The following is a 26,136-nucleotide window of genomic DNA, read 5'->3' as shown; positions in this document are numbered from 1 at the left end:
AGTCCTCATTGCTCTAAAGATGCGAAGGTAGATGACCATGTTCATGAAGCAGCGCTTAGTGATGCGCGCCGCTGGAGTATCCGTGGGGCTGTTGGCTCCCGCAGTTTTGTCGGGCGTCCTCGTCTCTGGTTTGTTCATCGCTACTGCGGTGTGTAACGCGCTCCTGTTTAACGAGCTACTCACTACCCGCTACATGCCTACAGTGATGGGCCTGATCGTAGCTATCGTCATTTTGCTATTAGTTCGCCCGCTAGTGGATGTGGGAGGGCAGCTGTTACAAAACCGCGCGGGACTGGTGGTGAAAAGCCGGTTGCGGCAAGCCCTGCTCGGACAACTTGACGCTCGCGGTCCTATGCGGGCAGGGCTGGGCCGTTCCGGGCAAATACAGTCGGTTGTTACCGATGGGGTAGAGGCAGTGGAACCCTATTTCGTTAAGTACTTCACCCAGTTGGCGGTCACTGTCATTACCGCTACAGGATTGACGATAGCTATCGGGACAATCAGCCCGCTGATTGCAGGAGTGCTACTGGTCTGTGGCCTTGCGATTATCGCTATTCCTCGGCTATGGGATAAAGCCCTTGCTGATCGAGGGCAGTCCCACTGGATTTCGTATGAGGATCTCAACGCGGACTTTGTTGACGCCATGATGGGCATGGGGACGTTGAAATCATTTGGGGCTGCTCAGATTCATGGCGAAAAACTGGCCAAGCAATCACGTCAATTGCTGTCAACAACGATGGGGCAACTTCGCCTTTCACTGGGAGAAACCGGCCTGTCCAGCATGATGAAGGTGCTTGGCCCTGCTCTCGGCCTGGTCATCGCTATCAGTTTGATACGGGCGGAAGACATGCCGCTGAGCCACCTGTTCATCATTACTTTGTTATCGATTGAGCTGTTTCGCCCGTTTAGCGCATTGTCAACGTGCTGGCATGAGGCATTCTTTGGGATTTCTGCTCTGCCAGCAATGAGTGAACTATTCAATCAAGAGGGCATCCACGACAAACCCTCCGTAGTGGCTGGACATCGCCAGGATGGCACCGGGGTGTCCTTTATCGATACCAGTTACACATACTTGGGCGCTACGGAGCCCGCGCTTTCAAACGTCACGTTCGACGCGCCACCCGGTAAAACAACTGCTTTGGTCGGTCTGTCCGGGTCGGGTAAATCCACGGCACTAGGTCTACTGATGGGTTTTGACCATCCCAATAGTGGAACGATCACCGTTGGCGGCGTGCAAGCAGACCAACTGGACATCGCGCAGGTAGCTACCCTGGTTCCGCAAGATCCGATTATTTTTCCAGGAACTATCAGATCCATATTGGCTGAAGCTAATCCGAAAGCGGATGACAAGGCAATGATGAACGCCTTAATCTTGGCATGCGCTAACGACTTACACCAGGGGGGCAGCGGTCAAGCGGGGGACGACAGTGTGCTCGACCTGGTGATTGAAGAGCACGCGCACAATCTTTCTGGCGGGCAGAAACAGCGGTTAGCGATTGGGCGCGCTCTGATTCGCCAGTGTCCGTTGTTGATCCTCGATGAATCTACGTCCGCGTTGGATACACAGACCGAGACTACTGTACTGTCGAATATCCGCCGCGCCTACCCAGATCTCACGCTGATTCTGGTCACCCACCGTACGGATGTTGCTGCACAAACGGACCACGTTGTGGTGATGGGAGATGGTCGCGTGTTCTGCGCTGGTGCGCCACAGATGCTGGCCGGTGAAGACAATGCGTGGTCGCAGCTTATTGACGCACAGTTAGGAGTCTGATCGACCATGTTTTCTACGTTTAGCGACTTCATGGCGCTGATGAAACGGCTACGCGAATGTGTTCCTCTTTTCGTGGCGTCCACGATCGTCACCGCTTTAGCGCAAATCAGTGTTGTGGGTGTATCGGTTACGTCCGTGTGGGTTTCAACCCAGTTCATTCTCGACCCCGCTCATAACCTCACACCACTGGCGACTTTGCTGTTCGCCTTGGTGGCGGTTTATGCGGTCAGCACCCTGTTCGAAGTGTGGTGGTCGCACGAGGTTGCATACCGAATTTTGCACACTTTACGAGTGCATATCTATGGGGCTATAGAACGGATCGCGCCACTTGGGCTCCATGGTCAACGTACCGGCGATGTGGCGTCAGCGGCTATGAATGATGCCGAACAGCTTGAGTGGTTTTATGCGCACACTGCCTCTACCGCAATCTGCGCGGTGTTTTCGCCAGTAGTGTTCACCGGTGTTCTTGTGAGTTTTGTGGGTCCGTTGGGGCTGATCATGCTAGTGCCCACTATTGCTATGATCATATTTCCCTTCATCCTTATGCCTCTTCAGCGTATGCAGGGTGCGCAGATACGTAGTCAGCTAGCCGAATTGCGGGTTGCGGTGTTGGATTCTATTCAGGGGCAACGCGAGTTACGTTCCCTTGGAATGGTTGAGAAACAAAACCAACTTATTCTTGTCTTGACGCGCCAAGTGCAGGCCACAAAAAACGCACAAACCATGCGGCAAGCGTGGGAGTCAACGTTCGCGATGATCGTTACCACGATCGGCTCTACAATTTTGTTAGTTATCCTCACTGGACGTGTGCTTGACGGCAGTTTGGATGTGGCGATACTTCCCCTTGCTGTGGTTTTGTCGGGGCTGGTTTCCACACCGGCCATTACGTTGGTGGGGATGCTTGGGCGTGTGGGAGAGATCGGTGCTTGTGCGCACCGGATTAACACTATTCTTCACGTGAAAGACCCGATTCCTACTATCCCGGAACCTCAGCACACAACCTATGAGGGGGAGGCGAACTATTTCGTTGTTGATAACGCGGTGTTTGCCTACCGGCCTGACCTTCCGGTGATCAATCAAGTTAGTCTCACTGCTAATCCGCAACGTTCTGTTGCGATAGTTGGTAAGTCTGGGGCGGGTAAAACTACTTTGGCTAATCTTGCTATGCGCTATTTGGATCCGCGTTCTGGGCAGCTGCGTTTTAACGGGAAGAATTTGCGCGGCTATGAGCCGGACCGCTACCGCGACCGGCTGGCGCTGGTGCCTCAGGATTGTCATATTTTTGCTGGAACTGTGCGCGACAATCTTACTTTGGCTAACCCTGATGCTTCCGATGAGGATATTTGGAGGGCCCTTGCGGATGCCGATATTAGCGAGTTGGTGACTTCGCTGGGTGGGCTTGACGCGAGGGTGGGAGATCGAGGAACCACGCTCTCTGGTGGCGAGCGCCAGCGAGTTGGGATTGCGCGTGCTTTCTTACGTAACCCGGATATGCTTATCCTCGACGAGCCGTTAGCTAATATTGACCCGTTACTCGAGGCGTCTATTGCTCAGAACATGCGCCACGCGCGGGCTGATCGCACGACGGTTGTTATTGCTCACAGGCTTGCCTCTATTCGCATAGCTGAGCACATTATTGTTCTTGAGGATGGGCGGATTGTTGCTGCAGGGTCTCATGAGCAACTCAAGAACAACCCCACCTACGTTTCTCTTCTTGGGAGCCAAATAACCTAGTTGGATGCTAAATCACCTGGTTTTACGTTTTGTGTGGGGGTTTGTGAGTGTGGGATCGACTTGTTCAGGATGTCGATTAGGTGGCGTGTGGTTTTGATGAGTGCGTCCTTTTCTGTCAGTTTGAGGTAGGACTTGAGGAGAGTTTCGAGGCGTTCTTCGTTTGAGTTGAATGGTTTGTGACGGAAGGCTCGGTCTACTGAAGTGCCCCAGGTTTTGTTCCGTTTGAGTAGATGGGAAAATCTGGAACATGCCAAGAAAATTTGATCAGGAGGCGAAGGACCGTGTGGTCCGCCTCGTGGAAGACCGCATCCTGGCGGAGAATATTTCCATGCAGGCAGCCTGCAAGATCGTGGCACCAAAGCTGGGCATCTCGTGGCACACGGCGAGGCAATGGACGCAGGCCGCTCGTCGCGAAGGACGTGTTGTGGAATCAATGCCCGAGGACCTTGCTGCAGAAAACGCACGGTTGCGTCGAGAGAATCAAGAGCTGAGGGACACCAACGAGTTGTTGAAGGCAGCTTCGGCTTTTTCGCGTCGGAACTCGACCTAAAACGTCGGAAATGATCCGGTTCATTGATGAGTATCGGAATCGTTTCTCAGTCGAGTTCATCTGCCAGACGTTAAACACGCATCGCGAAGGCGGCTTCCTTACTTCGCGTGGGTACCGCCAGTCTAAAGCCCGCAGTCTTCGCGACGCTGCTCTCGTGGAGCATATTCGCGACGTTCATGCTGAAAATTACGGCGTGCGGAAGATGTGGCGCGTGCTGCAACGTCAGGGCATTGACATCGGCCGCGAGTAAACAGCCCGGCTGATGCGCAGCGCTGGTTTGTCCGGCAAGGGCAAAGGCGGAGCACCAATCACAAGGCGTAAGCCCAAGGGCCCGGATCTTCGCCCAGACTTGGTAAATCGTGAATTTAGGGCTCCTGGCCCTAATCGGGGCTGTGGGTGGCGGACATTACTTATGTGCGCACGAAGAAAGGCTTTGTGTACACAGCTTTTGTCACTGGTGTGTACTCCCGACGAACCCCTAGTAGTGATCTCGCTGCTGCAGGTTCTCGAATCGGTTTATAGCGTCGCCGGCCAAAACATCAAGCGCTTCGTTGTCAAGCAGCAGAAGCGAATCATTGCGGCTGCTGAGAAACATATCGAGGACCCGGTCGACCTAGAAAGTGTGAAGAAGGCTGCCTGGGAGGAGGATCTGCTGAAGGATCCCCCGCCAGACAGCGGCGTCTAAAGATAAAAGCTGCCCCTCCGAGTTGAAGTGCGGAGGAGCAGCTTCATTGAGCCAAGGCTCCAATTATGTTGCTGGAAAGGTTTAGCAGGCGGCAATCTCTTCCCGCAACTGATTCTTGAGCGTCGGGGTGGCCCACGAAATATCCACCGCATTCAGGCAGAGCTGCTTGAGGAAGTCCTCATCTGCGTCCAACTCATCGGCAACTAGCTGCAGATTCTCGCCGATGTAGCCGCCGAAGTATGCAGGGTCGTCGGAATTGATGCAGATCTTCATTCCCTTGTCAGATAACTGCTTGATCAGCTGAGTCTTGGAGCCGTCCGAAACCCAGGTGTTGGAAATCGGGCAGCTGGTCAGGCCGATCTTGTTGTCCACCAGATACTGCACATAGTCGGGGTTCTCGATGACGTTAGTGCCGTGGTCGATGCGGTCAACCTTAATCTCCTCGATCAGCTGGCGGATGTGCTCGATCGAGTTCTTAATGTCGACGTCGGCGTGCATAGTCAGCAGGAAGCCCTCCTCGCGAGCGCGAGCGAAGACCTCGGCGAACTTCTCGGGCGCATTGTCAGTTTCGTCGGAGTCCAGCCCGACGCCGATGATCCAGTGCTTGTAATCCAGGGCCTGGGTCAGCGTGGCCATCGCATACTCGGCCTGGAAGTCGCGCAGGAAGCACATGATCAGAGCTGACTTGATGCCCAACTTCTTCTCGGCCTCGACCTGGGCGCGGTGCAGACCATGGATGACGGTGTGGAACGAGACGCCACGGCAGGTGTGCGCCTGGGGGTCGAAGAATATTTCCACGTAGCGCACGTTCTGCTCGGCTGCCTTGCTCAGGTATGCCATGGCTAGGTCGTAAAAATCCTCGGCGGTCAGCAGCACGTTCATGCCGTCGTAGTACGCAGCCAGGAAGGACGCCAGATCGTCGAAATCGTATGATTCGCGAACCTGGTCGGGGGTTTCCTCGGCGAGCTTGATGCCATTGCGCTCGGCGAGCTTGAACTTCAGCTCCGGCTCGAGCGTGCCCTCGATGTGTAGGTGCAGCTCAACCTTGGGCAGTTTCTGAACGAAGGGTGAAATCTTCACTTTGAGTCCTAGTTGCTGGAAATTACAGGATCGGTGACGACGAACTTGACGCAGTCGATCAGGCCCAGATCGGTGATCGCCCACTCCGGGATTGCGGTGATCGACAGGAACAACAGCTGGCCGAACGGTGACGGTAGATCGCTGCCCAACTCCTCGCGGGCGATGCGATCCATCTCCTGTTCGGCAGCGGCCATCTCCTCAGCTGGAATGTCAGCTACGATGCCGGCTACCGGCAGTGGCAAGCTGCCGATGACCTCGCCATCGGCAACAGCCACCTGGCCACCTCCAAGCCTAGTCACCTCGTTGATGGCGAGGGCCATGTCTGCCGCATTGGTTCCGGCCACCACGACGTTGTTGTCATCTGGCGAGTTGGAGGTCGCGATCGCACCCTTCTTGATACCGAAACCGTTGATGAAGGCAACCGGCAGGTTGTCGGTCTTGCCGTAGCGCTCGGCGACGGCAACCATGATTGCGTCCTTTTCGGTGCAGGGCTGAACCACGCCGTCGACGATGTCCAGCTCGATCTCCGCGCCGGGACGGCGGAAGGCCACGTCCTTGCTGAGCACTATCGCCTGAACGACTGCCTTGGAGCCCTCGGCCTCGACCTTGATGCGGCTTGCGTCCACTTCCTTCAGCTTGAAGGTGTCGGCCACAACCGAGGTGCGCTCGGGCGCCACCGGAGCTACGACCGACTTGCCGTTCTCGGCGACGATGCGGCCAGCGGTCATCACGCGTGCGGGTCGGAAGTCATTCAGGTCGTCCACGAACAGGATGTCGGCGAAGCGGCCGGGCGCGATCGAGCCGATCTTGTGATCGAGCTTGTACATGCGGGCGGTGTTGATCGAGCCCATCTGAATTGCCTGCATCGGGGTCACGCCGCACTCGATGGCCAGGCGAACCACGTAGTCGAGATGGCCACGGCCAAGCACATCGCTCGAGGTTATGTCATCGGTGCAGAAACCGACACGGTCGCTCGGGGCGCCCATCTCGGTGACCAGCTTGATGTTCTCGCGCAGCATCGGGGCCGCGGTCGACTCCCTGATGATGATGTCGATGCCGTTGCGCATCTTCTCCAGCTCTTCCTCAGGCGAGTAAGACTCGTGGCATAGGACGACCCCGGAAGAGGCGTATCCAGCCACCCTGCGGGCGTCCACCAGAGGCGCGCAGCCGAAGGCGTGCAGTCGGTTCTTCTCCGCCATGTCCATCGCGGCCAGAACGTCCTCGTCGCCGTCCTCAACCATCTCCTGAACCGTCTCCCAGAGGCCGACGCACTCGGGCAGCTCCTGGGCTATCTTGTGGTCTTCGGCCTTGAACGCATAACCGACGTTGGACTCGGGGATGGTGTAGGGCGCCTTAGCCGGTGCTCCCCACCAGACGTGTACCGACGAGTCGGCGGCCTCCGCCAGGAACTCCTTGACGCCGTCAATGCCTGCGGCGACCAACACCTGATCGAGTCCGGAGATGACCGAGGTGGTGCCATAACGTGCGACCATGTCGGCGAGCATCGTCACAGAGAGCTTCGAGCACTCGATGTGCAAGTGACCGTCGATCAAACCCGGGGTCAGGTAGCGGCCCTCGGCGTCGATGATCTCGGTATTGGGGCCCTTCTGCACAGACACATCGCCGACGGCAGCCACACGGCCGTCCGCGATGGCCACGTCTGCTGGATAGATCTCGCCAGTTAGGACATTAACCAGCTTGCCGTTTTCGATGATTTTGTCAGCATGTGCCCTGCCGTAGGCCACATCCATTACGTGCCGGTTAGGCATTTTTACTCCTTCGCTTTAGGGGCGCGCGGTCACGCGATCCCTAAGTTCTTCTTTTTATTGGTGATTGTGAGTGCTATGAACAGGACGCCGCTGACCACTATCCCGGCGGGAATCGCCAAGTCAGGGGCATATTCCGGGTGTTGCGGCGAGATCGCAGCTGCAATCGGGCCGATGAAATATCCGGTGTTGGCAAATAGCGCGGAACCGATCATTCCGGCAATCAGTGAGACGAATCCGGGCAGCTTCACGCCCCCGACGCCCCAGTAGACCCCGCCCTTGTCGTTCATCAAGCCAGCCAGATCGTAATTGCCACGTCTCATGACCCAATCGACGAGATAGATCGTGATCCAAGGTGCTAGCCAGACGCTCAGCGAACCGACGAAGGCACTCAGCAGCGCGTAGAACGACGACTGGGCGACCGCGAAGATAGTGATCAAGATGCAAATGATCGAGTCAGTGACGACAACCACCGGGCGCTTTGCCGGGATGCCGGCGGTCTGCAGGTTGAGTGACGACGAATAAAGGTTGGTGCCGTTTTGTACCATCAGGCCGAAGCCCACTAGAAGTAGAAACGGCACAGAGAACCCCGCAGGCAAGATCGCGGGAACGGCTAGCGGGTCGGAGAGGTCAACGTCGGGGCCGACTGCGACCGTAGCCATGGCGGCGCCTAGGCTCTGCAGCAAGAGGTACGGCACGAAACCGCCCAGCGCGGCCCAGGTGCCAACCGATAACGGGCTGGTTTCTTCGGGCAAATATCGTGAGAAGTTCGAGCCGGAGCATGCCCAACTCAGGCCGCCGGAGACCACTACTAGACTGATCGCGCTAATCATCGCGTTGATGTCGGCGCCTACTTCACCCGTCGCGATGTTTACCTTGGGCAGGATCAGTACTGCCAGGATTACGAACGCGCAGGCGAAAATGATCGTGGCGAATTTCTGCGCTGCCATCAGGAAGTTGTAGCCGATCAGCGGCAGCAGCATTTGGATAAGGCCGAGCACCACGATGCCCGCGACCTGCGTAACGCCCGAGATATCGACGCCGAAAATGCCTAGTAGCGCGGCAATCGCGTAATAAACGAGCACCAGACCGGCAGCTTCGAAGCCGAGCAACATCAGCCACGAGAACAGGCCATTTGCTCGTCCGCCTCGAGGACCCAGGCTAGAGCGGCTGATCGTCATGTTGGTCGTGCCGGTCTTGGGGCCCTGCAACGAGGCCAGCGCCAACAGTGGGTAGGCGATGAGGTTGCCGACGACGATCGCCGCGATAGCCTGCCAGAAACTGAGGCCGAAAAGAATCACCAGCAGCGCGCCGTAAGAGACGGTGAAGATGTTCGTGGTTGTGCCGGCCCAGAGGAAGAATAAGTCGATAGCTTTTCCGTGCCGACGATGTGGTGGCACGAGATCAATGCCCTGTTGATCGATACCTGAAGAGGTTTCAAGAGCCGCTGGATCTGACAAATTGTCTCCTTAGTTTTCAAGGTGCCCAGCCGAACTGGGTTAGGATCCGATCTCGAGTTTATAGAACCGCCTAGGCCGATTCAACTTGCTGTAAAGCGATTTCTGGTTTAACGCCGTCCCTAAAGAAATAGAGTGGATTGCAAAGCGAAAGATAGTTGCCGAAGCTGGATGCAGAATGCCTATCCGCGGCAACAATAGTTGAACAGGGAGCAGAGAATGATTGGCGCGATTATTGGTGACATTGTGGGCTCAGACTATGAGTTCCAGCCCGTTGATACCTACGACTTTGAGCTGTTTCCTCAAGCAGCGGACTTCACTGATGACTCCTTGATGACCATCGCGGTTGCCATGGCCATCAAGGACTACCAGGCACTCGATGAGCGAACCAGATCGGAGCAGAACCTGCACGACCTCCTCGTATCGCACATGCAAACGATGGGGCGCAGGTTTCCAGACCCGAAAGGCGCATACGGCGGCAGTTTTGGGATGTGGCTAAGCGAAGAGAATCCAGAGCCTTACAACTCGTGGGGCAACGGTAGTGCGATGCGGGTGTGTGCAGCGGCAGAACTTGCCACCAGCCTTGAAGAGGCTTTGTATTTAGCGAAGGCCAGTGCGGAAGTCACACACAATCATCCCGAAGGGATTAAAGGCGCGCAGGCTGTAGCTGCCGCGATCTACCTAGCGCAAACAGGTAAAACACAGCAGGAGATAGCAGGCTACATTCGCGAAAACTTCTACGACCTCGACTTCACCATCGAACAAATCAAACCCACCTACGGATTTTACGAATCCTGCCAGGAAACCGTGCCGCAGGCGATCCAGGCGTTCCTCGAATCGGAAAGCTTTGAGCAGGCAATCCGAAACACCATCTGGCTGGGTGGTGACGCCGACACCATGGGGGCCATCACCGGTTCGATCGCCTGGGCGTATTACAAGCACAACGGGGGAGTAGATCCCCAAATGCGATTGATGTCCGATACCGCCCTCGAATACCTTCCCCAAGACCTTCGCGGGTATGTGATTGCCTACGAGGCTGGTCTAGCCGAGCTCTAGGCGAGCCTGCTTCCATTACGCGCCGTCACGGTACTGCCGAGCCTTGCGCTGTACGGGGAGTAGAGCAAAGATTATGCGCAACGTTCCTTAAATGAGTTTGGCCGGTCACTTCACTTGAAGTGGCCGGCCAAACTATTACGGGCTATGCGCTACCCGGTTTATTGGGCGACGCATGTGGTGTGTTATTCCCGGTTGCGCCTTACTAGCACTACGCCACCACCAAGCAGGGCAAGTGCGAGGACAATAGCCGAGCCAATCTCAGCACCAGTGCGTGGCATCGGTTTGCGTGGCTTCTCCGTCGGCGGGTTCTTCACGTTAGTGATGGTGAAGCCATCCTTCGCATCGCCCGAAACCGTAGAGGTGAAGCCGTCAACGGGGAGCTCTTCAACGGCGTAAGTGACTCTTGCGCGCTTGCCGTCGATGATCATGAACCGAGGCAGATCTGTGAACGTGTGCTTCCATTCGTTTTCAGCGTTTAGTTCGACAGGGTCACCAACCGGGTTGGTTTCCTCATTGATTGTTCTGGTCAGCTGGACCTTAACCGGTTTTGTTGAACCCGCGTCAAGATCGTTACCCTTATTGTCCTTCCACACCTTGGTCACATCCACATGCGTGGGTTGAGGTACCTGGGTGTTCGTGACAGTGAAGCCTTCCTCTGTATCACCTTCTACCTTGATGGTAAATCCGCTCACGCCCAGCTCCTTGACGGAGTAGGAGATATTGAGTTCCTCGGTGTTCTCGGAATCCTCGTCCCCAGTGGTCTTCGTGGTTGGTAGTCCTTCGAAGGTATGTGTCCAGTCATTCGTCTCATCTAGCACTACTGGATCACCCACGGGGCTCGTGTTAATGCCGTCGGTAGATTGCAGGAGCTGCACGTTTACAGGTGACATCGCTAGTGGGGCAGTGATCTTCAGGCCGTCCTGCGCGGTGCCCTCCAATTTAACTGTGTTGGCTCCGTCAACGCCCTGCTCTTCAACCGAGTACGTGACCTCTACCTGCTCACCTTTGACGGTCTTGGTCTTGGGCAGGTCCTTGAACGTATGCGTCCACTTGTTGTCAGCATTGAGCTCTGCCGGCTGGCCAATGTAGAACTTCTCACCGCCAACTGATCCCACCAGCTGCACCTTGACAGCAACCTTAGAAGCTTCGTCAACAAGGTCGTTGCCCTTAGAGTCCTTCCACGCCTTGGAAACCTTTACCTCGGTCTTTTCTGGGGTTCCAAACTCAAGTCCACCGTTTGAGCCAATACCGCCACCGCGCGGAGACTGGTTCTTCGTGATAATCAACCTTGCCCAGGAGTTCGCGTTATTCTTCGCGTTCTGGTCAGTAATGGTCTTGAGGCCCGCGTTGTGAAGCGAGGTCCGATAATCACTGGTTTCGTCGGATTCCCTCTCCTCACCATCGAACACCTGCTTCTTACCAGGATTCTCGGCATCGAAACGAGGCTGATTGAATCCGCCATCCTTATACAGGGTAGGTTCGCCGCCACCTAGCATGTGCGAATCGATAAGCATGCGTGCGGAAGTGGAGCCTCCATAGGCATCATGCGCAATGTCATCGCCCCAGTGATGATCGGTAGCAGTCGTTGGGGATTCGTTATCGAATACCGCTACGCCGTTCGTGACGTGTATCAGCATGCTCCCTGTGGGGCAGAGCCAAACACCGCCGCCGACTGCAACCCAGCCTCCGTCGGTTGCGCTGTTCTTGGTGATGAGGGTGTCCTTGAAATGGGCGGTGTACGACTTGGTTGCAACGTAGATACCGCCACCCTGTTGGCTAGCAGTATTTCCCTCGATCGTACCTGCGTTAAGGTGTACACCGTTGGAAACCACGTTTACGCCGCCACCTGTGCGGGAAGCACTGTTGCCGATAATGCTACCGCCATTCATAGTGAAGCCGCCGGGGGAAAGTTTGGTCCAGGCTTCCGTATTCGGTTCGCCGTATTTAGCCTTGGTGCAGTTGAAACCGTCCCCGGCAACTTCCTGCCAAGTGCCAGCCGCGCCCCACACGAACAGGTCCATAGCATTTACGCCGCCGCCGTTGCCCGCATGGTTGTTTTCGATGGTGCCACCGTTCATCGTGACGTCGGCATTTCCGAAGATGTTTATGCCACCGCCACCAAAGCTTGCATCACCTTCTGAGATCTCACCGTCATTGAATTCGAACGTTGCTCGCGTTGACGTCGTGTCTTCATCACGCGCTGGGCAATCCCAGATCCAGGAGAACACATTAATATTCCCAATCCACCCCGTGTTTTGCGTGACTTTGCCACCGTTGATTGTTAGGTGGGCACCGTTAAAGACGCCAATTCCGCCTACTTCACCGTAAGCGCCCGCCGATGTATCTGTTTCGCCCTTGGAGATCTCGCCACCGTTCATAACCATCGTGGCGCCGGAATTCAATGCAACGTTACCTGCGCCACGCTGAACGCTTCCGGGGTTGTTTTTCAGGCGGTGATTATCGGTGATCGTTCCACCATTCATAATGAATTTAGATTCTTCGCCCTGCGCCGTGACAGCACCTTGATAGAAGCCACTCAGCTTCCGCGCACCAGTAACGGTGCCCGCGTTCATCACCAGTTCGCCCTCCACAAGAATCGTGGGTGAGAAGCTGGAGCCCGTCACAACATTGTCGTATTGTGCGCGCGAGTCGATAGTGATGCCCTCGCCTTTTCCGGTGCCATCAGAGAGGGTGAGTTTTGCGCCCTTTTCAACCTTCAGTAGGCTGCCGGTGAAATCACCGTCATCACGAATAATCTTGCTTTCTGATGACCACGGAGATATGTCTGCGTCCACTAGCTCAATGTCTGCGCCAGCGGGAATGACAATAGTCTTCGTCAGCAGAGTCTCGGTACCGTTACCAATTTCAATCCTGGTCGGGGTGGTTCCAGCCTGCGCAATGAGTTCTTCTAGGCGGTCCGGCTCACAGTACAGAACCCGACCCTCTTCATAGCACTTGAGGACCTGCCGGTCCGGGGATTCTGGCGCGGCCTCGGCAACCGGAGGAAGGCCGGTGCCCATCACCACTAGAAATACTGTTAGACATGCTGCCCACAAGGCGGGGAGAAAACTGTAACGCTTTGTGCTTTTCACTTTTCTTCTTTCTTTAGAGCGCGAGAAGAGCCTCGGAAAATGGCCGGAGAGCTTAGTAGGACTAAAGCCATACTGTCAGAGGAATCGCGAAGAAACAAGATACTACTTTGTGTAGACAAAATAATCACAACGCGAGCCAACACCTAGCGGGGATCGTCAGATACGATCCGGCATGTCGCCCGGCGTGAAAGTGGCCGGAAACACAAGAAATCTCGCTAAGCCAAATGATCGCGAAAAGACTTGGGAATTGAGTCCCATATGTGAAAGACTCGAAGTTACGTTGCGCGTAATCTGGCCCGTTGTTGAGCAGACCGGAGGTCGCTCGTATGAGAGGAGCAAATAATGAGAGGCCCTTGGGTGCGGTCATTCGGGATTTTGCTGGCCACAGTGCTGGCAACAGTCGGGTTGTCCGGGGGAGTAGCTCAGGCAGCCGGTATTACTTCTTGGGACGACATTATTACGGCGGTAGAGGGTCTTGGTGACGGCGAGTCAACAGAACTGTCAATCGCATCAGAAATCACCGTAGAGGACGGTGCTCAGCCGCTGGTTGTGCCCGCGGGGAAACAAGTCACCTTCACGGGTAGTGGAAAGATCAGCGGAAAGAGATCCCCGCTGTTCTCGGTAGAAGAGGGTGGAACGCTCACCCTATCCGGTCCGACTTTCACCAACGCGCAGTTTAGCGTTGCTGGAGATATGAGCCTAGTAGGTGGCGCGATCCGCGACACTGCGGTAACCGGCCCGGTCGTTTTTGTTAATGGCGGAACGTTTACCATCAGTGGAGACGCTGAGTTCTCCGGAAACAACGTTTCAGATGAGTCCGGCAAACTTCTCCCGGCGGGGGTAGAAAAAGAAAAATACTCTCCAATCACCGCCTACAACGGCACCGTGCGAGTAGAAGGCGGAACGGTAAGCGGTAACAACGGTTTGCGTTACGGCGGCGCGATTGGCCTTTGGGCGCGAGACGACGGACATCCAACCTTCGAGATGACGGGTGGAACACTAACCGGGAACGTTGTCAGCCACCCCCGGTCCTATGGCTACGGGGGTGCGGTTTACGGTGAGGGAACCTCAGCGAATATCGCTGGAGGAACCGTTAAGGAGAACACCACAGAGTTAGGTGCGGGTCTTGCCTTTGTCAATAGTGATGTTTCGCTATCAGGTGGAGTCGTTGTTCAAGGCAACAACAACGGGGAGTATAAAGGCTCTGGAGGTGGCCTGTATCAAAGTGGAGGAACGCTGGACATCAGCGGTGCAACGTTCACAGAGAACGTATCCACTGGTTTCGGCGGGGCAATCAGTGCGGATGATACCAAGGTTGAAATATCTGGCGCAGACATTACTTCTAACACGGCCGCAAAATCCGGTGGAGGCATCTCGTTCGGTGGAACTACAAAAGCCGAGATCCACGCTGCAATTCTGAGCGACAACACCTCGCAAGGCTTTTGGGGTGGCGGGGCGATGTACAACGACACCAAGGCCGAGGTGACGATTTATAACGGCCTTATACGCGGTAATAAAATCAAGGATGTTTTCGTGATAGGCGCTGGTAACCATCCTGCAAGCGCTCAAGGTGGTGGCGTGTGGAATTGCCCCACGGGTTCCACCGTTATGCACGTGACGCGCGGCGTAGCGATTTTTGATAACGAGGCTCCTAACGTCGTCAAGGGGACACTCGCCGGTGCCGGTGATGATTTCGCCAGCATTATCAAACACGAATTCGATAAGCCAGTAGCGGGCCATGCGGTCGAGGTTACTGAGCGTATGCTCGGCGGAAGCCCCCGCGCTTGGTTCCAGGACGGTTCCATATACAATATTCACAGTAACTGGTCCGCTGAAAGCCAGGTTCCACGCTACTCGGCAGATGGGGACAACACTGCCATCAAACCAAACGAAACAGTTACTAACAACATTGCCTTCAAGTCGGTGCCAACTAAGGACGCTAAGGCGATTGCAGAGACTCTTGCCACTGTGAAGATCACCGATAACGTAGCCACCGGCACAGGAATGTCGGGTGGAGGTATCGCAAACAACGGTACTTTGACCTTCGGCGAACCTGAACCTTGGGAACTGAAGTTGGTTAAGAAGTGGGCTAATGATGATCCCAAGGATCGCCCCGAGAGCATTTTGGTGGACGTGAAACTTGGTGACAAGACGCTGCAGACCGTGGAACTCACGAAGGAGAATGGTTGGAAGGCTGAGCTAGCCAACTATCCCGATCCAAGCACCCTCATTGATGCCAAGACGGGCGAGAAGATCCCGCTGACCTTCATTGAGCATCAAGTCGATGGCTACATGTCTCACGGCGCAGTGATCAAAGAAAACGAGGAAAACAAGACCATCGAGGTCGAGATCGTTAACGAACCTCCCACGTCGGTCGATGTTGAGAAGCGGTGGTCTGGTGATGTGGAGGCTGATCGTCCGGGTTCTGTGACTATCAACTTGTTGGCTGATGGTCAACAGACGGATAAGTCTGTGGAACTGACTGCCGAGAATGGCTGGAAGGGAACCTTCAAGGACCTGCCGAAGTATGTGACGGTTAACGGTAAGAAGACCGAGATCGTATACACGGTTGTTGAAGTAGAGGTTCCTGGCTACACCTCCTCCATTAGCGGTGGTGCGGCCGAGGGGTACGTGGTTACTAACACCAAGGAAGCTCCGCCAGTTACCTCGGTACCTGTTGAGAAGCGGTGGTCTGGTGATGTGGAGGCTGACCGTCCGGGTTCTGTGACTATCAACTTGTTGGCTGATGGTCAACAGACGGATAAGTCTGTGGAACTGACTGCTGAGAATGGCTGGAAGGGGACGTTTACCGACCTACCGAAGTATGTGACGGTTGATGGTGAAAAGACTGAGATCGTTTATACGGTGGTTGAGGTAGAGGTTCCTGGCTACACCCCCTCCATGAGTGGTAGTGCAGCCGAGGGATACGTGGTTACTAACACCAAGGACACCCCACCTCCGTTGGTTCGCACCGGCGCAGCAGTTCAAGGCCTGGCAGTAGTGGGCGTGACCTTGCTCGCTGCGGGAATCTGGGCTGTATCCAAGCGTCGTCGCGCATAAGCAAGTGCGGGTAGGCCCGCTAAGTTGCGGGCCTACCCGGCTAACAGCAACTGGCTTCCTCAATATTTAGGTAGCTAGTTCATGCACAACATTTCACCTTCCGGCTAATCCCCGGGAGGTGTTTTGTTATCGTTATCCGGTCACATTAACTTCGTTCGATTAGTGCCCCGTCAGAGGGAACCAACGCGCACCAATACAACTATCACGGTGGAAAGGATGGCTCGCGAAGCATCTGAAGATATTAGCTACAATCTATGCTCGTGTATACCGCTAAGAATCTTGACACTCGTGCCCGGCGAATCGTTGCTTGGGTTGCCATCCTAAACCTCATCGGCTTCATCATTGAACTGGTGATCGCCTCAATCATTGGCTCAGTCGCACTCTTTGCAGATGCCGCCGACTTCCTTGAAGACTTCCTCATTAACATGCTTGTGCTCACCGCCCTGGGCTGGTCGGTAGCAAGCAGGAGGAAAGCCAGTTACGGCCTGGCCGGCCTCATCCTCATTCCCGCAGTTGCGGCTTTTGGCACCGCGATATGGAAAATGATCTCCGGGGAGGCGCCGGAGCCACTCACCTTGTCGGTAACCGCCATCATCGCAATGCTAATCAACCTCGCCAGCGCGCTACTACTACTGCAACTGCGTAAGCACGATACAGCATTAGTGCGAGGTGCCTGGCTGGCCGCCCGCAATGATGTGCTCGCAAACCTTTTGATCCTTGCCGCTGGCGTTGTCATGGTGTTCTGGTTCAGCCCCTGGCCAGACATCGCGGTTGGTCTTGTTATCGGCTTCATCAACCTCTCGGCTGCGGCAGAAGTGTTTGAGCAAGCTCGTGCAGAAACTCCGGAGCTTGAGCTCGATGATGAGTAGGCGCGAATAAGCCTAGGCTAGATGGGTAAAGCAAACCCCGGAAGGGGAGCTGAGATCACTCAGCTCCCCTTCCGGGGATTCTGTGCAACTACTCGCCTGTAGGCAGGTTGCGTGTTGCTCGTTGGTTACATGAACTTGCGTGCGGTGAGCACACCACCTGCAAGAAGCAGTACGGCGGAAAGGCCGACGAGGGAAGCAACCTCAGCACCAGTTTTAGCGATCTTCTTCTTTGGCTCAGCCGGCTTACATGCTGGGTCCATCGCAGTATCGTGGCTGTCCCAGGTCCACTCGGCTACAGCATCGTCAGCGAAGAAGTAACCATCCAGAGCGGAGGCCTTAACTTCTACCTTCGAGTTGTACGGGTAGTTGTAGTTGCCATCCTTGTTAGCTTTCAGCTGAACGCCGTTTGCGGTGACGGTGTAGGCGACGCCCTCGGTCTTCTGGATCGTCACGTAAGGTTCGACGGTGCAAGAAGAAGGATCAGCAGCGGACGGATTGATCAGCTTCGGAGCAACAGGAGTTGCCAACTCTTCAGCTGGATCTACTGTGCACGGCTGAGAAGCGACGCTGAGCTCCCACTGCGTGTCACCCTCAACCACGAACTTGTCCTTAAAATCCTGTTTCAGTAGAGCCGCTACCGAGACAGTGGTGCCTTGCTGAACCTGCTCGTAGTCAAAGTACTTGGATTCAGGAACCTGGACCGTGCCAGCAACTCCGCACTTGTTGGAATCTACAACGGTCGGAGCTTCGGGGGTAATCTTGCGTACAACAGAGCTTACCTTTACAGTCCAGCCGTCAAGGTCATTACCTTCAACGCTTTCAATGCGGAAGAGCTTAGCCTCTTCTGGATCATCAATTGACGCGGTCAACTGGTACCACTGGTAACGACCCGTATATCCAGAGAACATGTTCAGGCTATTGCCAATTGAAGCGCGAGTAATAGGAGTATCTTCACGACTTGGCATGATTTCGGCAGAGGGCCTATGAGACTCCCCGTCGGCGAAAACATACTTGTTTGCAGCAGGGTCGCCACGCTTGGTGATAAGGGGCTTGTAAACCTTTTGGCCATCTTCTGTAACTGCGTCTCCGGCCTTATGCTGCGATACCCCAATTGTGATTGTGGGTGCCTTGCCGTCGGGAATCTCACCTAGATAGGTTTCCCCATCCCACTCGCCTTCAACCAACTTAAACGTGAAATCGGTATTGGCCTGCTGGTCCATATAGACTTGTTTCACGCCATTACTATATCCAGTTGAAAAAGTGAATTGGCTGGGTCCGTACTTGCCGTTACGATATTGGTAGCAGTCGTCAACGCCGATCTTATCAACACCCTCGTACTTGGGGTTTCGGGGATTCTTAGGGTCCACGTTGAGTGGAATCTGCTCATCTTTACCAACGGTTAGTTTGAGCATTGGCCACTCGTAGCCAAGCGGGTCGCCGGTTGCTTGACCGTTTTTGAATTCGTAGACCTCACAGTACAGAGGCATGTAAACTGTGGTGCCTTCAAGCTTCGGGTCGTACCGTTTTACGTTGTTACTCCAAGTAACGTCAAAGCTCTTGACATGGCTGGCGTCGTCAACACTGTTTGCTGCTACAGCGGCAACGGCACCTCCCAGTGTCAGTGCTGCCGCGCCTGCGAAAGCAGTTGTGGCACGTAACCAATTTTTCACGAATCCTCCTGTAGTGAAGATGAGAATACAGTAGTGACGCTATCAAGAAAAGGGTTGATTCGTCCAGAGTCAAGAGTTAAAAAGATATGTGGCGTATTCGGTGTCGTATGTATACCACTGACTTACTACCCCCGAGTGATCCAATGGATCCAGTTCATTCCGGGGATAGTTATTTGAAGAGGTCTTTAGACAGAGGTGTCTAGTAGTGCGGCATCACCTAGGTTTCAAAGTCAGCCCAATGGTAAATCCACTTCGCAATGTCTGTGCGTGTGGCGGTGGAGGTGATGGCCACGGCAGGCACATCATCATCACTGGCGAGATCGTCACCACCATCAGGCCCAGCTACGCGCCTGGACCAGGACGGCATTGCGGGCGGCGGGCTACTACCTGAACCGGTTCCTCATCTACGTGTGGGTGCGTCGCCAATCCGCCGACATCTGCATAGGTGCTACCACCTCTATCTATTGGGTGGTTGAACGATACTGAGTTCGACTCGACGGCTACCAGGTGATGAAAGGCATCGGCGTCCACGATACGGTGCTCACCAATGCACCAATGCGCCGATGCGTCTTTCGACTGGGACGAGGTTCTCGTTTAGTGCGCGGAGGTCACAGCTGAGTTAGACGGTGTCAATGTGCCGATTCTTCGGTGTGCGACAAGGTCATTTCATCATCAATGATCTCCTGAACGGGATCCTCGCCGGCGACCAGCTTGCCGGACGAACCGGTGCCCAAACGTTCCAGGGCGAGGCGACCAACCAGCTGCTGGTTTGTCGTCGTGCGTTGCGAACGCGCATTCGACAAGAATGAGAAGAACCAGTGGACCAAGGTGCCGATCTGCGACTTGAAGCCGACGATGTACAGCAGGTGGAGGAAACACCAAGCCGCCCAGGCGATAAAGCCGGTCAGGCGCATCTTGCCGATCTTCACGACCGCCTTGAAGCGGGCGATTGTCGCCATTGAGCCCTTGTCGAAGTACGTGAAAGGCTCGGTGGTTTCCGGCTTGCCAGCAAGACGTGCAGCCACAATCTTTGCTGCATAGCGAGCAGACTGGATAGCTCCCTGAGCAACGCCGGGCACGCCCGGGAAACTCATCATGTCACCGAGGACAAAAATTTCCGGGTGGCCGGGAACAGTGAGGTTCTTTTCAACAATGACGCGACCTGCGCGGTCAAGCTCCGCATCGGCCTTGTCACGAAGAACAGCGCCAAGCTCGGATGCCTGGACGCCGGCAGCCCACACCTTGCAGTTTGAACGAATCGTTTCGGTTGAGCCGTCCTTGAACTTCAGAGTGACGGTGTCGCGGTCAAGGTCAGTGACAAATGCGTGGGTCTTCACCTCGACACCGAGCTTTTCAAGCTCGTGGCGCGTCACGTCACCGAGCTTTTCGCCGAACACGGGGAGAGGACGATCGGCACCGTCAACGAGGATGACGCGAGCCTTTGTCGGATCGATTGCGCGGAACTCCTTTGCCAGCGTGTGTGATGCCATTTCGCGGATCTGACCAGCCATCTCAACACCGGTTGGACCTGCGCCAACGACAACGAACGTGAGCAGACGGTCGATCTCATGTGGGTCGGATTCGATTTCAGCCTTCTCGAACGAGTCGAAGATGCGGGCACGGAGTTCGAGCGCGTCATCGATCGTCTTCATGCCGGGAGCAAACACGGCGAAGTGATCGTTGCCGAAGTACGACTGGCCAGCGCCGGCAGCAAGGATCAGTGTGTCGTAGGGAGTCGTCTGTTTTTCGTTGTGGTTACGCCAAATAACGACTTTGTTTTCAATGTCGATGTCTTCAACGAGCGCCTGCAGAACGCGAACATTCTTCTGCTTCTTGAGGATCTCACGCGTCGTTGGCGCAATGTCGCCTTCGGAGAGGATGCCAGTTGCGACCTGATAGAGCAGGGGCTGGAATAGGTGGTGACCGGTCTTGGCTAGAATCGTGATTTCAGCGTTCGCGTGCTTCAGCTTCTTCGCAACTTCAAGTCCAGCAAAACCTGAGCCGATGATGACGATGCGGTGCACCAGATCCTCCTCATTAATTACGTAAGGCTTACCTTACTAATTGAGTCGGTGGGTGTGACAGTCCCAATCCGTCTTTGAGGGCGTGAGAGTGCCCACGTCCTTTTCGCTCATGTACGAGGCCGCGATCACCTGATCAACGATTCCCCAGCAAGGGCGCGGAGCAAAGCAATCGTTTAGTCAAAAAGACGTTGCGTCGCCTGAATATCCGGTTTTCCGTTCGGCAGTTGGGGGAGAGCATCAACCCAGATCGCTCGGCGAACTCGTTCCCACGGCGCACACTGATCACTAATCAGGTCAGCGATCTCCAATGCGTCGAAGTCGGCGTCATCACGCAGCTCTTTTGGGATCGGTCCGCGAACGATTGCCGCGGCAACAACCTGACCCCACCGATCATCCTTGACACCTACAACGCAGGCGTTTGCGATAGGGGGTAGTCCGCGTAGCAGTTCTTCGATGCGCCCGGGAGCCACAAGCTCGCCACCCGTGTTAATCATTCGCGAGGCACGACCAACGATGTGATACCAGCCTTTTTCATCGCGTGTGGCGAGGTCGCCGGTGCGCAGCCAATCGTCATGCATGCGTGCGAGGCCTCGTTCCCCGTTGGTCACGAAGGAGGTTGAAACGCCTGGGCCTCGTACCTCGATTTCGCCCAACTCGCCCACGCCGGCGAGGTGACCGTCAGCGTTCATCAGACGCGCATCCACGTAGGGGAAAGGTTGGCCCAATGCTCCCGCCGGGGCGTCGGCATCGGGGGAGGTCATCATTCCCGCCCCGGAAGTTTCCGTCATTCCCCACACGTGGATCGGTCGCAAGCCGGCGCTGCGCAGACGCTCAGCCAAAGCCGGCCCCATCGCATCTCCGCCGATCAGCGGGCGCTCCCATGATGAAATATCTGCGCCGACGGACTCATTCGTATCGAGCAACATGTGGCACATGACTGGGACAGCAAACATCATCGAGATGCGGTGCTTTTCGATCGCACGCAGGATGCCAGTCGGGTTAAACGTCGGGAAAACGATGATCGTTCCACCGTGGCTGAAGACATCCATCGACGTGCCATTGAAGCCGCCGATATGCGAAATTGGCGCGCACACACCCACGACATCGCGTGCCGGTAGATATTCGAAGCCATCGCGGAAACACATCGAGCCCCACCACATGTGGGCGTGAGAGAGTTCAACTCCTCGGGTACGTCCTGTCGACCCCGAAGTAAAGACAATCGCACCCGTTTCGTGTGCGCAGGCCAGAGGCTCACCTTCGATCGGCGTGGAGCCCAGCGCGCTCGAAGCAAAAGCGTCGACCGTCATAAACTCCGCGCCCACACTGACCGAACGCTGCAACGCGGGCGCGACCTCGTCGATCAAAACGAGAGCTGGATCGAGCGAATCCACAATCGACTGCGTGACGGTAAACGGTAGGCGTTCCGAAAGTGGAACGGTCACAGCGTGAAGCCACGAGCACGCAACGTGCAGAACAAAAACCCAAGCGTTGTTACGGCCAGCAAACACGACACGGTCACCCTCGCCAATGTCGAGCGAGCGCAAATATGCTGCCACACGGCGCACCGCGTCGGCGCTTTCGGCGACGGTCCACACGCTGTTGTCCGGCCAAATGATCGACATGCGGTTCGGGTGCTGACGCCCAGCACGCATCAAAACTCGGGCCGGTGAATAATCCGGAGTCACTGGGGCCTCAGGCAACGGGAACCCCGGGCAGTGTTGCGGCTTCACGCGCCTGACGACGTGCGCGACGCTCACGCATATTCGCCAGAACTGTACCCGCTTCCTGCAGAGTGGAACCGGAATTATCCAGGTGCTTCAAGTGCTCAGGAATCTCAAACCCGCGAGCGCGCATGCCTTTCGCCCACAGCAATCCCGCGCGGTACGACGAGCGCACAAGCGGGCCAGCCATGACGCCAGCGAAGCCTAATTCTTCAGCTTCTGCTGCGATCTCAAGGAATTCTTCGGGGTGAATCCAGCGATCAATCGGGTGATGCAGGGGAGAAGGACGCAAATATTGCGTGATGGTCAGCAAATCACAGCCCGAATCGTGCAGGTCGCGCATCGCTTCGCTGATTTCTTCACGCGTCTCACCCATACCGAGGATCAAGTTCGACTTCGTTACCATGCCACCGTTGTGTGCACGCTGAATCATCGCAAGCGAACGGTCATAGCGGAACGCGGGGCGGATCTTTTTAAAGATACGAGGCACCGTCTCCAAGTTGTGCGCGAACACCTGCGGGCCGGCTTCAATGACCATGTCGATCGACTCGTCCTGACCGCGGAAGTCGTCAACCAGCAGTTCAACGCCGGTTGATGGGCTCTTCTCGTGGATCAAATGGCAGGTTTCGGCGTATAACCACGCCGCGCCGTCGGGCAGATCGTCGCGGGTGACGCCGGTGATCGTCGCGTAGCGCAGTTCGAGTTCGCCAACAGACTCGGCGATTCGACGAGGCTCGTCCCGGTCATATTCGGTGGGCTTACCGGTCACGATATCGCAGAAGTCGCACCGACGTGTGCAGAGTGCTCCACCTAAAAGGAAAGTCGCCTCACGGTCTTGCCAGCACTCGTAAATATTCGGGCAACCTGCTTCAGCGCAGACAGTGTGCAGTCCCTTGGCGTGCGACATGGAACGCATATCGTGATAGTTCGCGCCGGTGTTTGCCGTCGTGCGAATCCACTCGGGCTTGTTTTCGATAGGAGTTTGCGAGTTGCGAACTTCCACTCGAAGCAGTTTGCGTCCTTCGGGATCAGGCAAGGTACTCACAGGCGTTTCCCTTCGAATAGGTGATCTCTTGGCTGGGGTCAGCCAGCTGAGGGCGGATTGAAGAAATAAGGTGCGAGACAAGTGCGTCAGCAGCGGTGCGCAATGGGACGTTCACGCCTTCCCACGACAGGCAGGCAACATCAGCGTCGAAGAGCCCGCACGGGATGATTCCCGCGAACGCTTCTATCGGGTCAATATCGACGTTCAGGGCGACTCCGTGCAACGTGGCGCCTCGTGCAACTTTCAGTCCGATGGCGCAAATTTTGCGGTCGCGACGTCCCTCTTCGGTCAGCCACACTCCTGCGCGTCCGTCGATGCGGTGAACGGGCAGCCCCCATTCTTCGCGCACTGTTTCAATAACACCCGCTTCAACGCTACGGATCCACGCGTACAGGTCGACGGGCTCCTTGAGCCTGACAATTGGGTAGACAACAACCTGTCCCGGTCCGTGCCACGTCGCGGAACCGGCGCGGTCCACATGGATCACCCGAACAGTGGAATCCGGAATATCTTCGGGTTTCGTGTGGCGGCCAGCGGTCCAGGTGGGGGCGAATTGGGTGACAATGATCGAATCGCCGTTACCAGCGGCTGCTTGGTCGTGGAGTTGACGCTGCAGTCGGTCTACTTCCAAGTAGTCCGACGTTCCCGCATCAATAAGGTCGATGACGTGCACCTAGGAATGATAGAACGCCAGACCTTTCGTTTCTTAATCGAAATGGCCCTTTACGCACGCGTTCTCGAAAGTAATGCATTTTTCCGCAGGATCACGCCAAGCGGGGTACGAGGCTTCGACAGATAACGAAAAACCATTGAAAACACGTATTTCTTCAGCGTTTCCTCACGTTTATCCACGCTCGCCAGCATCTTTCGATTGGCTATCCTTTAAAGCGTGAGTAACCAATGGACCATTTCAGATGTCATGGCGCTGATGGAAGCGTGGTATCCCGCCTCCCGTGCCGAGTCATGGGACCGAGTCGGATTGATCGCAGGCGACCCATCCGCTCACGTCACCTCAATCCTGCTTGCCGTCGACCCCGTTTCGGCCGTCGTTGATGAAGCGATCGACGAGGACGCCGGCCTCGTTATCACTCACCACCCGCTGTACCTTCGCGGAACGAGTTTCCTGCCGGCATCTGACCCTAAGGGCGCGTCCATCACTCGCCTTATTAAAAACGATATCGCCCTGTTCAATGCGCACACAAACGCTGACATCAGCGCAGATGGCGTCGGCGATGCACTCGCACAGTTGGTGGGAATCACCTCTTCATCACCGCTGGTTCCCACTGGAATCGACCAGGCCGGGCGACCCATTGGACACGGACGTATCGGTTCGATTGCGCCCACTCGTTTAGGCGACTTTCTTGACCTGGTTGCCGAGTGCCTGCCCGCAGGACCTCACGGCATCTTCGGATCCGGAGACCCCGGCACAATCATCGAACGCGTCGCAGTATCCGGGGGAGCGGGAGACTCTTTCCTCGAGGTAGCACGTGAAGGCGGAGCGGACGTCTTTTTAACCGCTGACCTGCGTCATCACCCGGCATCCGAACACCTTGAAGGTGGGGCGCCTGCTCTGATTTGCGGTAGTCACTACGCCACCGAATGGCCGTGGCTCCCGCTCCTTAAACGCAAGCTAGTGCAGGCTGCATCAACTGCAAATGTGGAAGTGAGAGTAAAAGTCTCTACGATTATCACGGAGCCGTGGACCAGCCATCGCCCAACATTAGGAGGACGTAAGTGAAAGCAACATACCTGAACCAGCTCAGCCTGCTCGAACTCAAATCCTTCGACCAGCGCGAATCTGCGCTTCGACACGCCCGTGACTCCCATCCGGCGCACGGTGTTGTCCGCGAGCTCGCAGGACGCCTCGACGACCTGAAGCGCGCAGCCGTCACCCAAGGTGCAGCAATCGCAGATATTGAACGAGACGTCCAACGTAGCGCGGACGAGATCGAACGTGTGAGCGCCAGACGAGCTAAGCAACAGAGTCGAATCGACGGCAATCAGGTTCCTCTTCGCGACATCAACGCGATGGAACATGAAATCGCTCAAATGGATAAGCGCTTGTCCACTTTGGAAAATGAACAGCTCGACGGTGAAGAACGTCTTGAGGCGGCTAAGAATGCTCGTCAAGCAATGATTGACGAAGCGAAAGCGATCGCTGCCGACATTGAAAAGACCAAGCAGGAATTTGCTGCCGACGTGAAAGAAAGCGACGACGAGCTTCGCGATGTGATCGCCAAGCGTCGCGCGCTCGCTGAATCGCTTCCAGAAGACCTCGTGGGCGAGTATGAACGTGTTCGCGCAAACCTCGGTGCCCTCGCGATCTTCGAAGTGCGTAATGGTGTTGGCATTGGAATGGCAGCGGAGCTATCCCCGGCCGAACTTGAACAGATTCGCCTCACCCCTGAAGACCAGCTCTACTGGACCGAAGATACCGGCGCGATCGTTGTGAGGACGACTCAAGCCTGAAGCCGATCGCTCGGGATCGTGCCCCGGCGGCGGGGTGTGTCGCCTCGTATCGTATGACAGCGCCACTCTACGACGGCCAGCATC

General features: G+C 55.8%; 19 protein-coding genes. 10 read left to right on the top strand and 9 right to left on the bottom strand.

Annotation, left to right across the window (positions count from 1 at the left end):
- Nucleotides 1–37 precede the first annotated feature (37 nt).
- The 5 genes from QP503_RS05695 to QP503_RS05675 all read left to right on the top strand — a co-directional run bounded on the left by QP503_RS05695 (nucleotide 38) and on the right by QP503_RS05675 (nucleotide 4,743).
- A complete protein-coding gene (locus tag QP503_RS05695) occupies nucleotides 38–1,774 on the top strand; it encodes an ABC transporter ATP-binding protein/permease (protein ID WP_103631850.1) in 1,737 nt (578 codons plus the stop codon).
- 6 nt (nucleotides 1,775–1,780) lie between these two features.
- Nucleotides 1,781–3,508 carry an ABC transporter ATP-binding protein gene (locus QP503_RS05690; RefSeq protein WP_103631849.1) on the top strand — a complete coding sequence of 576 codons (1,728 nt, stop codon included), beginning with the start codon at nucleotides 1,781–1,783 and terminating at the stop codon, nucleotides 3,506–3,508.
- Nucleotides 3,509–3,755: 247 nt separating this feature from the next.
- Nucleotides 3,756–4,058: a transposase gene (locus tag QP503_RS05685; protein ID WP_219810834.1), complete on the top strand. Its 303-nt coding sequence runs from the start codon at nucleotides 3,756–3,758 to the stop codon at nucleotides 4,056–4,058.
- A gap of 10 nt (nucleotides 4,059–4,068) precedes the next feature.
- Nucleotides 4,069–4,308 carry an IS3 family transposase gene (locus tag QP503_RS05680; RefSeq protein WP_103631847.1) on the top strand — a complete coding sequence of 80 codons (240 nt, stop codon included), beginning with the start codon at nucleotides 4,069–4,071 and terminating at the stop codon, nucleotides 4,306–4,308.
- 234 nt (nucleotides 4,309–4,542) lie between these two features.
- Nucleotides 4,543–4,743 (top strand): hypothetical protein, encoded by a 201-nt coding sequence (locus QP503_RS05675; RefSeq protein WP_141089599.1) that lies wholly within the window; start codon nucleotides 4,543–4,545, stop codon nucleotides 4,741–4,743.
- 81 nt (nucleotides 4,744–4,824) lie between these two features.
- Here the strand turns inward: QP503_RS05675 and add are convergent, their stop codons facing one another.
- Genes add through QP503_RS05660 form a run of 3 tightly spaced genes read right to left on the bottom strand, consistent with a single transcriptional unit; the run spans nucleotide 4,825 to nucleotide 9,049 of the window.
- Entirely contained in the window at nucleotides 4,825–5,823 is a 999-nt protein-coding gene (gene add / locus QP503_RS05670) for an adenosine deaminase (RefSeq protein ID WP_103631843.1), read from the bottom strand.
- 8 nt (nucleotides 5,824–5,831) lie between these two features.
- Nucleotides 5,832–7,592 (bottom strand): adenine deaminase C-terminal domain-containing protein, encoded by a 1,761-nt coding sequence (locus QP503_RS05665; RefSeq protein ID WP_103631842.1) that lies wholly within the window; start codon nucleotides 7,590–7,592, stop codon nucleotides 5,832–5,834.
- A gap of 29 nt (nucleotides 7,593–7,621) precedes the next feature.
- Nucleotides 7,622–9,049 carry a purine-cytosine permease family protein gene (locus QP503_RS05660; RefSeq protein ID WP_285069714.1) on the bottom strand — a complete coding sequence of 476 codons (1,428 nt, stop codon included), beginning with the start codon at nucleotides 9,047–9,049 and terminating at the stop codon, nucleotides 7,622–7,624.
- A 216-nt stretch (nucleotides 9,050–9,265) separates the two neighbouring features.
- On the opposite strand from QP503_RS05660, the gene QP503_RS05655 reads away from it, so the two are divergent.
- A complete protein-coding gene (locus QP503_RS05655; protein ID WP_103632566.1) occupies nucleotides 9,266–10,102 on the top strand; it encodes an ADP-ribosylglycohydrolase family protein in 837 nt (278 codons plus the stop codon).
- A gap of 182 nt (nucleotides 10,103–10,284) precedes the next feature.
- Here the strand turns inward: QP503_RS05655 and QP503_RS05650 are convergent, their stop codons facing one another.
- A complete protein-coding gene (locus QP503_RS05650) occupies nucleotides 10,285–13,122 on the bottom strand; it encodes a Cna B-type domain-containing protein (protein ID WP_285069720.1) in 2,838 nt (945 codons plus the stop codon).
- Nucleotides 13,123–13,536: 414 nt separating this feature from the next.
- On the opposite strand from QP503_RS05650, the gene QP503_RS05645 reads away from it, so the two are divergent.
- The gene (locus QP503_RS05645; protein WP_103632567.1) at nucleotides 13,537–16,254 is read left to right on the top strand and encodes a Cna B-type domain-containing protein; all 2,718 of its coding nucleotides are present in this window, start codon (nucleotides 13,537–13,539) and stop codon (nucleotides 16,252–16,254) included.
- A 254-nt stretch (nucleotides 16,255–16,508) separates the two neighbouring features.
- Nucleotides 16,509–17,123: a cation efflux transmembrane domain-containing protein gene (locus QP503_RS05640; protein ID WP_006681142.1), complete on the top strand. Its 615-nt coding sequence runs from the start codon at nucleotides 16,509–16,511 to the stop codon at nucleotides 17,121–17,123.
- 125 nt (nucleotides 17,124–17,248) lie between these two features.
- Here the strand turns inward: QP503_RS05640 and QP503_RS05635 are convergent, their stop codons facing one another.
- From QP503_RS05635 to lipB, 5 genes are all read right to left on the bottom strand, one after another.
- Complete coding sequence (locus tag QP503_RS05635) at nucleotides 17,249–18,793, bottom strand: hypothetical protein (protein WP_006681141.1); 1,545 nt, start codon at nucleotides 18,791–18,793, stop codon at nucleotides 17,249–17,251.
- 629 nt (nucleotides 18,794–19,422) lie between these two features.
- Nucleotides 19,423–20,817, bottom strand: a complete 1,395-nt coding sequence (locus QP503_RS05630; RefSeq protein WP_006681140.1) for an NAD(P)/FAD-dependent oxidoreductase — start codon at nucleotides 20,815–20,817, stop codon at nucleotides 19,423–19,425.
- A gap of 173 nt (nucleotides 20,818–20,990) precedes the next feature.
- Nucleotides 20,991–22,469 carry a class I adenylate-forming enzyme family protein gene (locus QP503_RS05625; protein ID WP_006681139.1) on the bottom strand — a complete coding sequence of 493 codons (1,479 nt, stop codon included), beginning with the start codon at nucleotides 22,467–22,469 and terminating at the stop codon, nucleotides 20,991–20,993.
- Nucleotides 22,470–22,509: 40 nt separating this feature from the next.
- The gene (lipA, locus tag QP503_RS05620) at nucleotides 22,510–23,583 is read right to left on the bottom strand and encodes a lipoyl synthase (protein WP_285101392.1); all 1,074 of its coding nucleotides are present in this window, start codon (nucleotides 23,581–23,583) and stop codon (nucleotides 22,510–22,512) included.
- On the bottom strand, nucleotides 23,567–24,256 hold the full coding sequence (lipB, locus tag QP503_RS05615) for a lipoyl(octanoyl) transferase LipB (protein ID WP_103632568.1): 690 nt from the start codon (nucleotides 24,254–24,256) through the stop codon (nucleotides 23,567–23,569). Before lipB ends, lipA begins: the two co-directional genes overlap by 17 nt.
- Nucleotides 24,257–24,472: 216 nt before the next feature.
- Between lipB and QP503_RS05610 the strand changes: the two genes are divergently transcribed.
- The gene (locus QP503_RS05610; protein ID WP_219810924.1) at nucleotides 24,473–25,321 is read left to right on the top strand and encodes a Nif3-like dinuclear metal center hexameric protein; all 849 of its coding nucleotides are present in this window, start codon (nucleotides 24,473–24,475) and stop codon (nucleotides 25,319–25,321) included.
- On the top strand, nucleotides 25,318–26,052 hold the full coding sequence (locus tag QP503_RS05605) for a zinc ribbon domain-containing protein (protein ID WP_006681135.1): 735 nt from the start codon (nucleotides 25,318–25,320) through the stop codon (nucleotides 26,050–26,052). Before QP503_RS05610 ends, QP503_RS05605 begins: the two co-directional genes overlap by 4 nt.
- The last annotated feature ends 84 nt before the right edge of the window (nucleotides 26,053–26,136 follow it).

The sequence above is a fragment of the Pauljensenia sp. UMB0895 genome, assembly GCF_030218905.1.
Classification (GTDB): Bacteria; Actinomycetota; Actinomycetes; order Actinomycetales; family Actinomycetaceae; genus Pauljensenia; species Pauljensenia turicensis_A.
Note: the sequence above shows the minus strand (reverse complement) of the source record. Positions and strands in the feature narration are given on the sequence as shown.

What these genes read in the sequence shown, in the direction of transcription:
- QP503_RS05655 (WP_103632566.1), top strand. Translation starts at nt 9,266, where the DNA reads ATGATTGGCGCGATTATTGGTGACATTGTGGGCTCAGACTATGAGTTC.
- QP503_RS05680 (WP_103631847.1), top strand. Translation starts at nt 4,069, where the DNA reads ATGATCCGGTTCATTGATGAGTATCGGAATCGTTTCTCAGTCGAGTTC.
- QP503_RS05625 (WP_006681139.1), bottom strand. Translation starts at nt 22,469, where the DNA reads ATGCGTGCTGGGCGTCAGCACCCGAACCGCATGTCGATCATTTGGCCG.
- QP503_RS05640 (WP_006681142.1), top strand. Translation starts at nt 16,509, where the DNA reads ATGCTCGTGTATACCGCTAAGAATCTTGACACTCGTGCCCGGCGAATC.
- QP503_RS05690 (WP_103631849.1), top strand. Translation starts at nt 1,781, where the DNA reads ATGTTTTCTACGTTTAGCGACTTCATGGCGCTGATGAAACGGCTACGC.
- QP503_RS05695 (WP_103631850.1), top strand. Translation starts at nt 38, where the DNA reads ATGTTCATGAAGCAGCGCTTAGTGATGCGCGCCGCTGGAGTATCCGTG.
- QP503_RS05650 (WP_285069720.1), bottom strand. Translation starts at nt 13,122, where the DNA reads ATGGGCACCGGCCTTCCTCCGGTTGCCGAGGCCGCGCCAGAATCCCCG.
- QP503_RS05645 (WP_103632567.1), top strand. Translation starts at nt 13,537, where the DNA reads ATGAGAGGCCCTTGGGTGCGGTCATTCGGGATTTTGCTGGCCACAGTG.
- QP503_RS05685 (WP_219810834.1), top strand. Translation starts at nt 3,756, where the DNA reads ATGCCAAGAAAATTTGATCAGGAGGCGAAGGACCGTGTGGTCCGCCTC.
- QP503_RS05665 (WP_103631842.1), bottom strand. Translation starts at nt 7,592, where the DNA reads ATGCCTAACCGGCACGTAATGGATGTGGCCTACGGCAGGGCACATGCT.